This is a genomic window from Xanthomonas sp. NCPPB 1754, assembly GCF_041475725.2.
Lineage (GTDB): Bacteria > Pseudomonadota > Gammaproteobacteria > Xanthomonadales > Xanthomonadaceae > Xanthomonas > Xanthomonas euvesicatoria.
The window spans coordinates 2335065-2350985 of sequence record NZ_CM192982.1; the positions used below are offsets into that span (position 1 = coordinate 2335065).

General features: G+C 64.8%; 9 protein-coding genes and 1 riboswitch. Of the genes, 6 read left to right on the forward strand and 3 right to left on the reverse strand.

Annotated elements, in window-relative coordinates; translation table 11 throughout:
• The first annotated feature begins 226 nt into the window (after positions 1-226).
• The 3 genes from ACCQ15_RS10270 to lolA all read left to right on the forward strand — a co-directional run bounded on the left by ACCQ15_RS10270 (position 227) and on the right by lolA (position 5399).
• Complete coding sequence (locus tag ACCQ15_RS10270; RefSeq protein ID WP_008575323.1) at positions 227-2584, forward strand: DNA translocase FtsK; 2358 nt, start codon at positions 227-229, stop codon at positions 2582-2584.
• Between the two features lie 171 nt (positions 2585-2755).
• Positions 2756-4663 carry a DUF3857 domain-containing transglutaminase family protein gene (locus ACCQ15_RS10275; protein WP_372381473.1) on the forward strand — a complete coding sequence of 636 codons (1908 nt, stop codon included), beginning with the start codon at positions 2756-2758 and terminating at the stop codon, positions 4661-4663.
• A gap of 64 nt (positions 4664-4727) precedes the next feature.
• On the forward strand, positions 4728-5399 hold the full coding sequence (gene lolA, locus ACCQ15_RS10280; RefSeq protein WP_008575326.1) for an outer membrane lipoprotein periplasmic chaperone LolA: 672 nt from the start codon (positions 4728-4730) through the stop codon (positions 5397-5399).
• 115 nt (positions 5400-5514) lie between these two features.
• Here the strand turns inward: lolA and xopZ are convergent, their stop codons facing one another.
• Positions 5515-9678 carry a XopZ family type III secretion system effector gene (xopZ, locus tag ACCQ15_RS10285; RefSeq protein ID WP_372381474.1) on the reverse strand — a complete coding sequence of 1388 codons (4164 nt, stop codon included), beginning with the start codon at positions 9676-9678 and terminating at the stop codon, positions 5515-5517.
• On the opposite strand from xopZ, the gene ACCQ15_RS10290 reads away from it, so the two are divergent.
• The 3 genes from ACCQ15_RS10290 to crcB all read left to right on the forward strand — a co-directional run bounded on the left by ACCQ15_RS10290 (position 9607) and on the right by crcB (position 11863).
• Entirely contained in the window at positions 9607-9912 is a 306-nt protein-coding gene (locus tag ACCQ15_RS10290) for a hypothetical protein (protein ID WP_223648267.1), read from the forward strand. The two genes, xopZ and ACCQ15_RS10290, sit on opposite strands and share 72 nt — an antisense overlap.
• On the forward strand, positions 9909-11282 hold the full coding sequence (locus ACCQ15_RS10295) for a replication-associated recombination protein A (RefSeq protein ID WP_372381475.1): 1374 nt from the start codon (positions 9909-9911) through the stop codon (positions 11280-11282). The genes ACCQ15_RS10290 and ACCQ15_RS10295 overlap by 4 nt, the downstream gene beginning before the upstream one ends.
• Positions 11283-11284: 2 nt before the next feature.
• Positions 11285-11353, forward strand: a riboswitch (Fluoride riboswitch).
• A 108-nt stretch (positions 11354-11461) separates the two neighbouring features.
• Positions 11462-11863: a fluoride efflux transporter CrcB gene (gene crcB, locus ACCQ15_RS10300; protein WP_008575332.1), complete on the forward strand. Its 402-nt coding sequence runs from the start codon at positions 11462-11464 to the stop codon at positions 11861-11863.
• A gap of 312 nt (positions 11864-12175) precedes the next feature.
• Here crcB and ACCQ15_RS10305 read toward each other — a convergent pair whose 3' ends face one another.
• Positions 12176-13381 (reverse strand): acetyl-CoA C-acyltransferase, encoded by a 1206-nt coding sequence (locus tag ACCQ15_RS10305; RefSeq protein WP_003482893.1) that lies wholly within the window; start codon positions 13379-13381, stop codon positions 12176-12178.
• 161 nt (positions 13382-13542) lie between these two features.
• Positions 13543-15915, reverse strand: a complete 2373-nt coding sequence (locus tag ACCQ15_RS10310; protein WP_372358923.1) for a 3-hydroxyacyl-CoA dehydrogenase/enoyl-CoA hydratase family protein — start codon at positions 15913-15915, stop codon at positions 13543-13545.
• Positions 15916-15921: the final 6 nt, after the last annotated feature.

The window sequence follows — 15921 nt, forward strand, 5'->3', positions numbered from 1 at the left end:
GGCATAGAGTGGCGGTCCCCACCCGGTGAATCAAGGCGGCGCGATGGAACTGCTTGAACCGCAGATGGCATGCTCTGCTCCAACCACGTGCTCGACGCCGCCTTGTGCGGCGTTTTTCGTTGAGCGGCGCCTGGTTGGATGGCCAGGGCGCATGCAACTGCTGAAACCGTGGCTTCAGTCGTTTATTATCAAACACTAACAGCATTTTTCTAAGGTCTGGCTACAGGTGGCAAAGCAGGTTCCCGAACGCAGCAGCAAGCCCGCAGAGGGCAAACCGTCGTCGCGCAAGACGGCGGTGGCGGACAATCCGCGGCGGCAGAAGCTCTGGCGCGATCTGGCCTTGATCGCGGTGGCGCCGTTGCTGCTGTATCTGCTGGCCAGCCTGTTCACTTACTCGGCGACCGATCCGGGTTGGTCGCGCACCGGCAATCTGGTTGCGCCGATCCATAACATGGGCGGCCGATTCGGCGCCCTGGCGGCCGACGTGCTGCTGCAGCTGTTCGGGTATGTGGCCTTCCTGCTGCCGGTGCTGTTGGGAGCGGTCGCCTGGATCGCCTTGATCGGCGAGCGCGAGGAGCAGAGCCAAAGCGACCTGGGGCCGGCGCTGCGACTGGTTGGGATGGTGGGGTTCCTGATTTCCTCGACCGGCTTCCTGCACCTGCGCCTGTTCCAGGGCGAGGTGGCCGAGGCCGGCGGCATCCTGGGCAAGTTGGTCGCCGGCTCGCTCAGTTCCGGCTTCGGTGCCTTGGGCGCGAACTTGTTCGTGTTGGTGCTGCTGCTGGTGTCGATCACCCTGGCGACTGGCTTGTCGTGGTTTGCGGTGATGGAGCGCATCGGCAAGTGGGTGCTGGCGCTGGGGCCGCTGATGCAGCGCAAGACCCATCAGGCCACCGAGTGGCAGCAGACCCGGGTGATGCGCGAAGAACGCGAGGAAGTGCGCAAGGTCGATGCGGTCAAGCAGGCCAAGCGCGAGCCGGTCAAGATCGAGCCGCCGCCGGCGCCGGTGGTGGAAAAGAGCGAGCGCGCCAAGCGCGACACCCAGATTCCGATGTTCCAGGGCGTCAGCACCGACGGCTCGGACCTGCCGCCGCTGGCGCTGCTGGACGACCCCAAGCCGCAGACCAAGGGCTATTCGGAAGAGACGCTGGAAACGCTGTCGCGCCAGATCGAGTTCAAGCTCAAGGACTTCCGCATCGAGGCGCAGGTGGTCGGGGCCTATCCGGGCCCGGTGATCACCCGCTTCGAGATCGAGCCGGCGCCGGGCATCAAGGTCAGCCAGATCAGCTCGCTGGACAAGGACATCGCGCGCGGGTTGTCGGTGAAATCGGTGCGCGTGGTGGACGTAATCCCGGGCAAGTCGGTGATCGGCCTGGAAATTCCCAATGTCAGCCGGGAGATGATCTTCCTCTCCGAATTGCTGCGCTCCAAGGAGTATGACAAGTCGGCCAGCCCGCTGACGCTGGCCCTGGGCAAGGATATTGCCGGGCGCCCGACCGTGGCCGACCTGGCGCGCATGCCGCACTTGCTGGTCGCCGGTACGACCGGCTCGGGCAAGTCGGTGGCGGTCAATGCGATGGTGCTCAGCCTGCTGTTCAAGGCCTCGCACAAGGAACTGCGGATGCTGATGATCGACCCGAAGATGCTCGAGTTGAGCGTCTATCAGGGCATCCCGCACCTGCTGGCGCCGGTGGTCACCGACATGAAGGAGGCCGCCAACGGCCTGCGCTGGTGCGTGGCCGAGATGGAGCGCCGCTACAAGCTGATGAGCGCGGTGGGCGTGCGCAACCTGGCCGGCTTCAACAAGAAGGTCAAGGACGCCATCGACGCCGGCCAGCCGATGATGGACCCGCTGTTCAAGCCGAACCCGGAACTGGGCGAAGCGCCCCGGCCGCTGGAAACGCTGCCGTTCATCGTCATCTTCATCGACGAATTCGCCGACATGATGATGATCGTCGGCAAGAAGGTCGAAGAGCTCATCGCGCGCCTGGCGCAGAAGGCGCGTGCGGCCGGCATCCACTTGATCCTGGCCACGCAGCGGCCATCGGTGGACGTGATCACCGGCCTGATCAAGGCCAATATCCCCACCCGCGTGGCGTTCCAGGTCAGCTCCAAGATCGACTCGCGCACCATCCTGGACCAGTCCGGCGCCGAGGCGCTGCTGGGCAACGGCGACATGCTGTACCTGCCGCCCGGCACCGCGCTGCCGGATCGCGTGCACGGGGCTTTCGTCAGCGACGAGGAAGTGCATCGCGTGGTCGAGCATCTCAAGGCCAGCGGGCCGGTGTCCTACGTCGAAGGCGTGCTGGACGAAGTGCAGACCATGGGCGATGGCACCGTGGTCGGTGCCACCGGCTTGCCGGAAAGCAGCGGCGGTGGCGGCGACGAATCGGATCCCTTGTACGACGAAGCCTTGCGCATCGTCACCGAGACCCGGCGTGCGTCGATTTCCGGCGTGCAGCGGCGTTTGAAGATCGGCTACAACCGTGCCGCGCGTCTGATCGAAGCGATGGAGGCGGCCGGCGTCGTCAGCCCGCCCGAGCACAATGGCGACCGTACCGTGCTGGCACCGCCGCCGCCGAAGTAGGCGCCGGCGATGTCGTGGCGCGTTTTATGTGCAGCTTCCGATCGGGCGCCTGCAGCAATGCCGCATTGTTGGAAGCCCGTGCCTGTCATTGCCTGGCACAACGGCTACCCTGTGGGTGAGGGCCGCTCCGGCCCGCCGTGATCGAGACCCATGTTGCATCGTCCCTCGTTAGTGCTCGTGCTGCTCCTCTGTCTCCCGCTGCTTGCCCAGGCACAGCAACGGCCCGCGCCCACTGCCAGTGCTGCAACACGCACGCAGGCCGACACCAATTACAGTTTCGTGCGCTACCGCGCCGACTACGAGGTGCGCGCCGACGCCAGCAGCGTCGAAACCGACGAATACGAGATCCTGCTCAAGACCAAGTCGGCCGTGGAGCAGTTCAGCCAGGTCCGGCTGAGCTATAGCGAGAATATGGAAACGCTCGATGTGCTGCAGGCGTATACCGTCACGGCCGAAGGGCTGCGCCAGGACGTGGCGGCCGACAAGATCTATACCCAGGAAAGCTATTCCAGCGCCTCGGCAGCGATGTATGCCGACCGCAAGGTGAAAGTGGTGGTGTTCCCGAATCTGGCGCCGGGCGCGCGCATTGTGTACCGCGTGCGGCGGGCACAGAACACGCCGTATTTCCCCGGTTACTTCAGCCTGTGGGAGACCTTCAGCGTCTTCGCGCAGTACGACGATGCGGTGATTACGTTGGTCGCGCCGAAGGGGCTGCCGATGCATCTTTCTGCACGCGGGCTGCAGGGCAGCACCAAGCCGGTGGTGCGCGGCGACCAGGCACGCTGGGAGTGGCGCTACCAGCGCACCGCGCCGATGAAAAACCAGAACTGGAGCGCTGCGACCTGGGAGTTCAGCCCCACCTTGATGGCCAGCACCTTCGACAGCTGGTCGCAGATGGGCCTGGCGTACCACGTCAAAGGCGGGCGCGCTGCGGCGGTGACGCCGGCGATCCAGGCGCTGGCCGATGAGGTCACCCGCGGTATCGATTCCCCGCGCGCGCAGGCTGCCGCGCTGTATGCATGGGTGGCGCGCAACATCCGCTATGTGGCGGTGTATCTGGGCAATGGTGGGCTGGAACCCAACAGCGCCGAGAGCATCCTGGCCAACCATTACGGCGATTGCAAAGACCACACCGTGATTCTGGAGGCCCTGCTTGCCGCCAAGGGGATTGCCAGCACACCGGTGCTGATTGGGGCAGAGGGCGGCCCGACCTTGCCGCAGATCCCGGTGCTGGGCCGCTTCAACCACGCCATCACCTACATTCCCGCATTCGATCTGTACGTGGACTCGACCAACCCCTACGCACGCTTCGGCCAGTTGCCGGCCGGCGATCTCGGCGCGCCGGTGGTGCATACGCGCGATGGCAAGGTCACGCAGACGCCGCCGAACGACCGCAAGGTCAATCGCTATGTCGCCCGCACCGAATACCGGTTCACGCCGCAAGGCGATCTGCAGGGCACCACCACGCTCGACAGCGGGCAGACCGGCGAAGTGGGCGTGCGCGCGATGTTCGTGCAGCTCAATGCGCAGAATCGCAACCGGATCGAAGAGTCGATCCTTGCCCAGTCCGGTTTCGACGGCACCGGCGATCTGCTGATTCAGGGCGACCCGCTGGATCTGGATGCACCGTTCAACTACCGCTACACCTTCCAGGCCAAGGACGCGGTGGATTTCTCGGTGGTCGGCGGCATGACCTTGCCGGATATGCCAGGTGCCGAGTCAACGCGCGCCATCTACACCACCACCTCGGCCGAAAACAATCTGACCCCGTTTTACTGCAACGACAGCGTGCGCGAAGAAACCTACGTGGTGAGCTTTCCCGAGACGGTGCCGATCATCGCCATTCCGCGCAGCAGCACCTTTCGCAATGCCGCCGGCGAATACGTGGTTGAGTGGACACGGCAGGGGCAGACGGTCACCGCCGTGCATCGCCTGCAGCGTGCCGCCGTGCGCGGGCCACAGGCGTTGTGCCAGCCGCAGGATTACCGTGCGTTTCGCGAGCTCTACCAACAGGTTCGGCGCGGGTTTCGCGGGCAGATCGTCTATGGCGATCTGTCCAGGGTGCAGACGGCACGATGAGGCGGATTGCCGCGCACACGCCGCCATCTGAACATGCCGTGCGATAGCGCTCGCCCATTCATCTATGAAGTATCAGAATCTACGCATGTCCTTCTGGAAGACCGCGATGCATCGCCAGCTCCGTTATGCCGTCCTTGCCACTGCTCTGTTCGCCAGTACCGCGTTTGCCGGTGCGCGGCAGGAGCTGGACACCTTCACGCGAGGGTTGAAGGGACTGGATGGGCAGTTCAGTCAGCGGGTGACCGACGCGAACGGCCGGGTCAAGGAAACTTCGAGCGGGCGGGTCGCACTGGCGACACCGCGTCAGTTCCGTTGGGAATACGCCAAGCCCTATAAGCAGCTGATCGTGGCCGACGGCAAGAAGGTCTGGGTATTGGATCCGGATCTGGAGCAGGTCACCGTGCGCGCACAGGGCAGCGAAGAACAGAACAGCCCGCTGGTTGCATTGATCGACCCGGCGCTTCTGGACAAGAAGTACGATGTCAGCGAAGAAGCCGCGCCACGCGACGGCCTGCAATGGTTGTCGCTGACGCCCAAGGTGGACACCGACGCCAGCTTCCAGATCGCCTCGCTGGGGTTCGGCAAGGAGGGCCTGGCCAGGATGGAAGTGGTGGACGCAGTCGGCCAACGCACCGCGATCAGCTTTAGCGGCTGGAAGCGCAACCCGGCGTTTGCTGCAGACACCTTCCGCTATACGCCGGCCAAGGGCGTGGATGTGGTGGGCGACGCGCAGTAAAGCGTCTGCGGGGCTCTCGGGATGAACGCATGGCGCAGCGAGCGGCTGTGCCTGCGGGCGCGCAGCAGTTGTCGTGACCTGACAGATGCACCCGCACAGGAGCGATGCCACCACGCTACGGGACTGGCTCGTACGGGATCCACTGACCAACCGTCCGACTCGCCTCCGCTGCCTGGTTGGTCTGGCGTTTGATGAAGAAATCGAGGCCACGTTCGCGCTGGCGTTTGCCCTTTTCGCGCAGGATCAGGATGGTCGGTTCCCAAATGCTTGGGTGGCTGATGAGCTCATCGAATGCGCGATCGGCTTCCGCCGCTTGCGCTTCGCATCCGGCGACCCGCAATAGCTGGGCCTGCGCGCGCAGCGCGTCCAGGCGTGGTGCAGCCTCTGCCTGCAACACCCAGTCCACGATCAGCGAGGCGAACTTGTTGTCTTGCATGTGGAGGCGGACCCGGTCGATGAAGTCCTGCAACTGGCGCTCGGCCACCATATAGAGCCGCTGGTCATCGACCTTGCCCTGCAGTTTGGAGATTCCGTAGTGGGTCCATAACTGCCAGTTACGCTTCACTTCGCGTTCGAATGAGGCGAAGTTGAAAAATTCGAAGCCACGATCGGTGCGCACGGGATCGATTTCGTTGTTGAACATCCACAAGGTGGAGAACGTCGTGCTGCCGGCCGAGCGCAGTTCCCTGCTGTAGCCGAGATCAAGCGTGGCCATGGACAGCCGCGCCACTGGTGTGGGCGGCGCATTGCCGGTGCCTGGGTGCGTCCACTGCCGGGCGACGACACTGGCCGATGCGCGCCCTGCGATCTCTACCCTGGATTGTGCGCTCGAATCCTTCAGCACCATGGTCATGTAGCCTTCGATCGGCGTCTGCGACCGGGAGGTTTCGCGCCGCGCTTTCACGCCGAGCGACGCGCCCAGGGTGGCGCGACGCGGTTGGCCATCCATGTTTCCCACGCGCACGCCGGCAGCGACGCTGAGGCTGGATTCGGTGGCCGAAGTATTGCGTTCGGCATGGCCGATCAAGCCAACGGTGATGCTGGGGTGGTGCGCCAGCAGCTCCCCCAGGAAGTCGCGCTCGCTCAACTGGCCTGCATCGCCGCCGGATTGCTCGGCCAGTTGCAGCAAGTGTTCGAACATGGCCAGGAATTGCGCGCGCTGCTCCAGCTCCTGGCCCTTGCCCCGTCGCGGTACGCGGATTTGCACGCCATGCTCGATGCCCGATTCCTTTTTCATGCGCCATTCGGCTGCGCCCGTGATACCCACCGGTGCACGTTCGGTGCCCGGCAGCAGCACGCCCGCGCTAATGCCGGTACTGGCGTTGAACTGCCGCGCCTTCTGCCGCCCGATCTGCAGCGACAACCCGGTCCGCCCCATGTAAATCTCCACCGAGCGATCGGAACTGGTCTGGCCGCCCGCGGAGAGTTTCAGTCCCAGGCCGCTGGGGATGATCGCAAGTGCGGCCGACAGCGGCGTCGTATTGAGTCCGATCACCCGTTGCTCGGTAAGACGCAGCTTGTCGCGCCATTCCAGCCGTTCCATCAGGTTGCGCAGGCATTCGAACAGCGCACGTGGCGATCTGACGCGGGAGGTGTCGCCCTCGTGCAGAAGGCGACTTGCATGACCGATGGCCTGATGAAAGTGGGTGCGCGCGTCCGACGCCAGTTCTTCATCCAGGGTCGCTGCACCGACCGGCAGGTCGCTCGGCTGTCCGGCGTGGTCGAGCAGGCCACGCTGGATCAGACGCAGCGTTTCGGGCAGACGCATGCGGCCGGCGCGTAATGCACCCCAGGCGGATGCGATGGCCGGATGGCACGCCGCCGGCTGCAGGTCGTCGGTCTCGTTCACGGAGGCAGCCACCGAGCGCTGAAGCTCCTGGGCACGCCGTTCGATCGTGCCCAGCACCTTGGCGGTGAAGGTCAGGTCGGTTGCGTTCTGCTCGTGTGGGAGCCATTGCACGTATTCCAACAGTGCCTGCATTGCCAGCTCGTCCTGCGACGGCATTCGCCCGCCCGCCAGTTGGATCTGGCGGCGCGCGACGAGCCAGCTGGTCAGGTGGCCGGCCGCTTCGCGAAAAGCGTCGTTGGCACGCCGCACGGCGGTGGGAAGCGCTTCGGAGGCGCTGACCTTCATTCCCAGCTCAAGTGCGTTGAAGGGATTGAGGGCGCGCCTGCCGCGCCGCCCACTGCCTGCGACCGCCCATTGCGCAAACATCTGCAGGCATGCGTTGACGCGCGCATAGGGTGAACCTGCCCGGGTGGTTTCGTAGCCATTGCGGAATGCGTGAAATGCGCTGCGCTGGGCATCGGTTGCAGACTGCAGGCCCTGCAGCGGCGAGTCTCCATGCACGGCATGGCGCGCTCCCATCTGCGCATCGCCCAGCCAGCTGCGTTCAGCCTGTTCTGCGTCCGGCGTCAGTGCAAGCCGGTGGCTGGCACGCAGATGGACCTGCGCCGCCTCCAACCATTCCCTGGAGGGGGGCGTGGCTTCTTCGCGCAGCATGTGCGAAAGAACCTGCATGCCACGCGGAACGCTGGCCAACAGGCCGACGCAGGCGGTGACGGTCTCTATTGGCTGGGCCGCCTCGGCAGCGATGGAGACCTGTGGCGGCGGAATCAGCTCACGCAATCGCACCACGCCCAGGCGTCGCAGCACGTCGGCCGCTGCGGCAGCATCGCCTTCGCTGGCGATCGCCAAGGCCTGCAGGGCGATGCGCAAGGCGTCGACCGGCTGCAAGGCGTCGCCCCCGAACGCAGCGCTGCGGCCATGCAGACCGTCAGCCCAGGCGCGCAGAACCTGTCGACTCACGGGGTCGATGGTTTCCTCGCGAAAGCCGGGCAGGGCGCCAAGCAGTGCGTCCATGGTGTCGGCGACGATCTCGGCAGCGACGGGCCGGGCCTCATCGGCCGGCGGCTGCGCGGCTGCATGTTCCGCCACGCGCTGCATGTCGCCGTTCGCAGCTTCCAGCGCGTTGACCGTCTGTTCGTGCTGCCACACCTCCTCGGTGTTGATCCGCGACGAATGCCGCGCCTGCTGCAGTTTCGCCTCGACCTGGTCGAGGCGCTGCTGTAGGCGTCGCGCATGCCGCCGACAGCGCTCGGCATGCGTGCGTTGCAGGGTCAGCATGTTCTCGTTGCGTCCCAGCCGTGTGCGCAGTGCCTCGACTTTTCGGTTTCGCTCTGCAGCAAGGTGCGAGCCGAGCGTGCGGCCCGGCCTGTTGGCAGAGTTGCCTGCTTGATCCGACTGCAACGCATCGCGTGCTTGCGCATACGCGCTTCGCAATCGATCGATTTCCGCGTTAGCTTCCGCAAGTGCTTGCTCTGCTTGTGCTGCCTGTGCCGAGCCGCGGCCGAAAAAGACCGCTTTGGCCAGCGCATCGCCGCGTGCGCGCGCCTGCTGCACTGCGTGCTCGAGCCGAGTGCAGGCGCGTTGCAGCTGTAAGCGATCGACGCCCTGCTGCGCGTCGGCCGAGGATGGGCCCGCGTGCGCTGCGAAACCGCGCGAAGGCTGATCGTGCGGTAGCGCGTTCAATGCGGCGCGTGCGGAGAGGATGTCCGACTCGAGATCGTGGATCGCGGCCGCCACTGCATCAGTCTGCGCATTGCATCCATGCAGCTGTTGCAGCAGTTCGGCACGTTCGCGCGTCAGCGCGTTGATGCTGTCGCTGAGGTTGGCGGCGCGCCGGGCTCTCAGGGCCAACTGCTCGCGTGCAGCCTGTAGCGTTTGTGCATGCGCGTAGCTCAGCTCGTCCTGGCGACGCCGCCAGATGCGTGCGGCCAGATCGTTGTTGGATTGTTCCAGGCGGGCGATCAGGGCCTCATTGAGATGCTGGGTGGCATTGGACAGCAGCGGGGCTGCTCGCAGATCACGGGCGGCATCGGCGTTGCGATCCGATGGGCCGGCTGGTGTGTCCCGCGCGTACTGCACCGAGGAATAGCGCAGCAGGCTCGTATGTGGTTCTGGCGAACCGCTACTGAGCCCCAAGCGTTCTGCGGCCTTCCTGCAGGGACGCGGGAGGGCGTGTTTGCGTTTGGGAGCGGCCTTCAGTCCGGGATCGACGACGCTTGGCTGTCTTGCTTGCTCAAGTAGCGTCGCGGACCAACCCAGCGGATCTTCCTGTGCCTGGATCAGTTCCGCCTCGAACGCGCATGGGTCCGGAGTCGCCAATTTGTTGTGCGTCTGCCGCCGCGCAGAAGGCTTGGATGGATGCGCGATGGTCTCGGCCATGCCTGGAAGGCAAGCGGCGATGACGGAGGGGCGAAGCGGAATGCGAGGCATGGTGGAATCCGTGCGCTGAACCTGCCGCTTGCGCTTGCGCAGCTCGTGGCCGATGCGGAATGCCGGCAGGCGATTGCGGTCACTCGTTACTCAGTAACAGTATTGCGCTACGCAGTCGATGCGTTGCACCTGCGCGAAGTGGTCGCTTGGAAAGAGAACGTCGGCGTCCCAGCGATGGCCGAACACTGCGTTGTGGAACGTCCATCAGGCGCAGGCGGTAGAATGAAGGGGTGAGCAAAGCCAAACGTCCCGACTCGATCACACCCGATCTGCTGCACGTCGATCGCAGCGCCATGGGGCCCTTGGCAGAGCGGATGCGGCCGCGCACGCTTGACGAGATGGTGGGCCAGAAGCGATTGCTGGCTCCCGACAGCGCCCTGCGGCGCGCGGTGGAATCCGGCCGCGTGCACTCCATGATCCTGTGGGGCCCGCCGGGATGCGGCAAGACCACATTGGCCTTGTTGCTCGCACATTACGCAGACGCCGAATTCAAGGCGATCTCGGCCGTACTCTCCGGCTTGCCGGAAGTGCGGCAGGTGCTGGCAGAGGCGGCGCAGCGTTTTGCCGGTGGCTGCCGCACCGTGTTGTTCGTCGATGAGGTGCATCGCTTCAACAAGGCCCAGCAGGATGCGTTCTTGCCGCATATCGAACGCGGCACGATTCTGTTCGTCGGTGCGACCACTGAAAACCCGTCCTTCGAGTTGAATTCAGCGCTGTTGTCGCGCTGCCGCGTGCATGTGCTGGAAGGCGTGTCGCCGCAGGATATTGTCGAAGCCTTGCAGCGTGCCTTGCGCGATGCCGAGCGCGGCTTGGGGGCAGAGACGATCCAGGTCAGCGAAGCGTCGCTGCTGGAAATCGCCAGCGCCGCCGACGGCGATGTGCGTCGGGCACTGACGCTGTTGGAAATTGCCGCGGAACTGGCGGCAGGCGAGGGTGGCGAGATCACGCCACAGACGTTGCTGCAGGTGCTGGCCGACCGTACGCGCCGCTTCGACAAGAACGGCGAGCAGTTCTACGACCAGATTTCGGCGTTGCATAAGTCCGTACGCAGTTCCAACCCGGATGCAGCGCTGTACTGGCTGACGCGCATGCTCGATGGCGGGTGCGACCCTGCGTATCTGGCGCGTCGGTTGACCCGCATGGCGATCGAGGATATTGGCCTGGCCGATCCGCGCGCGCAGAGCATGGCGCTGGAAGCCTGGGACATCTACGAGCGCCTCGGCAGCCCGGAAGGCGAGTTGGCATTCGCACAGCTGGTGCTGTACCTGGCCAGCACTGCCAAATCCAACGCCGGCTACGCGGCCTTCAACCAGGCCAAGGCCGACGTGCGCGCCACCGGCACGCAGGAGGTGCCGCTGCATCTGCGCAACGCGCCGACCAAGCTGATGAAGACGCTGGGCTACGGCCAGGATTACCAGTACGACCATGATGCCGAGGGCGGCATCGCGCTGGATCAGACCGGGTTCCCGGATGCGATGGGCGAGCGCGTGTACTACAACCCGGTGCCGCGCGGGATGGAGATCAAGCTGAAGGAAAAGCTCGATCGGCTGCGCGAGGCGCGCGCGCTGGCACGGGCTGACAAGGCCGGCAAGCCCACGGCATAATCGGCCGCACAGGAGATGGCATTCCTCCTCGAACCGCACGCACCCTGCGCGCTGATGATGCCTGCCCACCCCGCCGGGGCGGCAGGCCTGTGCCCCGGCATCGCTTTTGACTCACAAAGGATGACGCCGATGTCGCACACTTTTTTTTCGAACACACGCTCTGGTCGCGGGGTGCGCGTATGAACGCACCGGTGTGGTGGCAACAGCTGTTGTTGGCAATGACCGGTGGTGCACTGGGATCGGGCTTGCGTTTTGCGATCGGTGCCTCGTTGATCCAGCGCTTCGGTACCGGCTTCCCTTGGGGAACGCTGACGGTGAACCTGCTCGGGTCGTTTGTGGCCGGCGTGTTGCTGGTCTGGCTGGATGCACGCGGGCCCTCGAGCTGGCCGCTGCGGGCCCTGTTGATCGTCGGCGTGATCGGTGGGCTGACCACGTTTTCGTCGCTGATGATGGAGTGCCTGGTGTTTGCGCGCACCGACCGCTCGACGATGATCGGCATCTATCTGGCGGTGACCTTGCTGGCTGGACTGGCGCTGGTCGTTGCAGGGGCGCGGACCGGTCAATGGTTGGTGGCGCGCTGAGCGTCGCCGTTTGCTAGCGGTATCTGCGGCGTCCCTATTGCGACAGCTGGATCGACGGCTTCAGGCCGCAACGACATGACCGATGCATCAGAACGCAACGCTCAGCGTTTCACTGGGCACGCGGGGGATGTGCGTTGGAGCGCCGCGACTTTGGCAAGACCGCATTGACCGAGAAAGGAAAGGGCGTGCTTGCGCACGCCCTTTTGGGCACAGCATGGCGATGTGATCCTTAACACCTGATCTCCGCGGATGGATGACACAGATGGAAACACCAGATCGACCCGGAAGGCCGACCCGGCGCTCCAACGCGCTTCACAGCGCTTCGATGATGCCCGCAGCGCCCATGCCGGTACCGATGCACATGGTGACCATGCCGTACTTCTGCTGACGACGGCGCAGGCCATGCACCAGCGTGGCGGCACGGATCGCGCCGGTGGCGCCCAGCGGGTGGCCAAGGGCGATTGCGCCACCCAGCGGATTGACCTTGGATGGATCCAGTTCGCTGTCGCGGATCACGGCCAACGCCTGTGCGGCGAAGGCTTCGTTGAGCTCGATCCAGTCGAGTTGATCTTTGGTCAGCCCGGCCTGCTTGAGCGCCTTGGGAATGGCGGCGATCGGTCCAATGCCCATGACTTCCGGGCGCACGCCGGCTACCGAGAAGCTGACAAAACGCGCAAGCGGTGTGAGGCCGTAATCCTTGATCGCCTGCTCGGAGGCCAGCAGCACGGCACCGGCGCCATCGCTCATCTGCGAAGAATTACCGGCGGTGACGCTGCCGCCGAACTGGCCGTTGCGGAACACCGGGCGCAACTTGGCCAGGCCCTCGAGCGAGCTATCCGGACGCGGGCCTTCGTCGGTGTCGACCAGGCGCTTGCGCAGCGCGATGACGTTGCCTGCCAGATCGGGCTGGTGCGAATGGATTTCGTACGGGCTGATTTCGTCGCGGAACTCGCCGGCGGCAATTGCGGCGATCGCCTTTTGATGGGAGGCCAGCGCAAAAGCGTCCTGGTCTTCGCGCGACACCTTCCACTCTTCTGCGACCTTCTCGGCAGTGATGCCCATGCCATAGGCAATGGCCACATGGTCGTCGGCGAACACGCTTGGCGACATCGCCACCTTGTTGCCCATCATCGGCACCATCGACATCGACTCGGTACCGCCGGCCAGCATCAGGTCGGCATTGCCCAGCCGGATCTGGTCGGCGGCCATGGCGATGGCCTGGATGCCGGACGAACAGAAGCGGTTGATGGTCTGACCGGCCACCGAATTGGGCAGGCCCGCCAGCAACACGCCGATGCGCGCCACGTTCATGCCTTGCTCGCCTTCGGGCATGGCGCAGCCGATGATGGCGTCGTCGATGCGCGAGGTATCGATGCCCGGCGCCTGCGCGACCACGGCGCGCAGCACATGCGCCAGCATGTCGTCGGGACGGGTATTGCGGAACACGCCCTTCGGCGCCTTGCCCACCGGCGTACGCGTGGCGGCAACGATGTAGGCTTCTTGAATCTGCTTGCTCATGGCTATCTCCGATAGCCGGGATTCGGGATTCGGGATTTGGGATTCGTCAAAGCGAATCCGCGTGCCCGAATGTTCCTGCCCGGCGGATGAATTTGGTGGAAGCGAGAAAGTTGGAGGGCGGGGACCCGCTGTTGCGAATCCCCAATCCCCACTCCCGATTCTCAGTTCCTGAGTGGCTTACCCGTCTTGAGCATGTGCCCAATCCGCGCCTGGGTCTTTTCCTGCTGGGCCAGTTCGACGAAGTGCTTGCGCTCCAGCTTGAGCAGCCATTCTTCATCGACCAGCGCGCCGCGATCCACTTCGCCACCGCAGACCACCGTGGCAATGCGGCTGGCGATTTCGTAGTCGTATTCGCTGATGAAGCGACCTTCCAGCATGTTGACCAGCAGCATCTTGAAGGTGGCGATGCCGACGTCGCCGGCGACCTGGATGCGGCGTGCCGGCAGCGGGGCGCGGTAGCCGCCCTCGGCCAGCGCGCGCGCTTCGGCCTTGGCGATGTGTAGGCTCTCATAGCTGTTGAACACCACCTTGTCGGTGGCACGCAGCAGGCCCAGTTCCTTGGCATTGACGGCCGAGTTGGAAACCTTGGCCATTGCCACGGTCTCGAAGGTCTTCTTCAGCTCGGCGAACACGTCGCCGCCCGGACCTGCGGCGATCGAGGCACGCACCGCAATTTCCTTCAGGCCACCACCGGCCGGCAGCAGGCCGACGCCGGCTTCGACCAGGCCGATGTAGCTCTCCAGCGAAGCCACGGTCTTGGCGCTATGCATCTGGAATTCGCAGCCGCCGCCCAGCGCCAGGCCACGCACGGCCGAGATCACCGGCACCTGCGCGTACTTGATGCGCTGGCTGGTGGCCTGGAAATTGGCGACCAATGCTTCGAACGCATCGACCTTGCCGGCCTGCAGCAGGCCAAGCGCGCCGGCCAGATCGGCACCGGCGGAGAAGGGCTCCTTCTGCTGCCAGATCACCAGACCGGCGAAGTCTTTCTCGGCGCGGCCAACCACTTCCTGCAGGCCATTGAGCACGTGGTCGGAAACGGTGTTCATCTTGGTCTTGAAACTGACCACGGCGATGTCATCGCCGTCGTGCCACATGCGCACGCCGTCATTTTCGAACACGGTTTCGCCCGGCGAGAACTGCTCGCCCAGCAACGGATCGGGGAAGCGCTGGCGCTTGTACACCGTCAGCGACGAGCGTGGCAGCTTGGCGTCGCGCGCCGGGCTGTACGAGCCTTCGGCGCCATGCACGCCATCGCGACCGTCGAACACCCAGTTCGGTAGTGGCGCGCTGCTCATGCTCTTGCCGTTGGAGATGTCTTCGGCAATCCACTGCGCCACCTGCTTCCAGCCAGCGGCCTGCCAGGTCTCGAACGGACCCAGCGACCAGCCGTAGCCCCAGCGGATCGCCAGATCCACGTCACGTGCGGTCTCGGCGATATCGGCCAGGTGGTAGGCGCTGTAGTGGAACAGGTCGCGGAAGCTGGCCCACAGGAACTGCGCCTGCGGGTGCTGGCTTTCGCGCAGCTTGGCGAATTTTTCGGCCGGGTTCTTGATCTTGAGGATCTCGACCACTTCCGGCGCGGCGCTACGATCGGCCGGGCGATAGTCCTGCTTCTCCAGGTCGACCACCACGATGTCCTTGCCGACCTTGCGGAAGATGCCGGCACCGACCTTCTGGCCCAGCGCGCCCTTGCCGATCAGCGCATCCAGCCACTTCGGCGACTTGAAATACTGATGCCACGGGTCGTCGGGCAGGGTGTCGCCCATGGTCTTGATGACGTGCGCCATGGTGTCCAGGCCGACCACATCGGAGGTGCGATAGGTGGCCGACTTCGGGCGACCCACCAGCGGGCCGGTCAGCGCATCGACTTCGTCGAAGCCCAGGCCGAATTCCTGCGTGTGGTGGATGGTGGACAGGATCGAGAACACGCCGATGCGGTTGCCGATGAAGTTCGGGGTGTCCTTCGCATACACCACGCCCTTGCCGAGCGTGGTCACCAGGAAGGCTTCCAGGCCTTCCAGTACCGCCTTGTCGGTGCCCTTGGCCGGGATCAGCTCGGCCAGGTGCATGTAGCGCGGCGGATTGAAGAAATGCACGCCGCAGAAACGGTGACGCAACTGCTCGGGCAGCACGTCGGAGAGCTTGTTGATGCCCAGGCCGGAGGTGTTGGAGGCCAGCACGGCATGATCGGCCACGAACGGGGCGATCTTCTTGTACAGGTCCTGCTTCCAGTCCATGCGCTCGGCGATCGCTTCGATGATCAGATCGCAGTCGCGCAGCTGTTCCAGGCCGCTCTCGTAATTGGCGGGCGTGATCGCCTCGGCCAGCGCCTTGCTGGCGAGCGGGGCGGGGCTCAGCTTGCCGAGATTGGCGATCGCCTTGAGTACGATGCCGTCTGCCGGGCCTTCCTTGGCGGGCAGGTCGAACAACACGGTGTCGACACCGGCATTGGTGAGGTGCGCGGCGATCTGCGCACCCATGACGCCGGCACCGAGCACGGCGGCACGACGGACTAGCAACGGGTTGGACATAGCGAT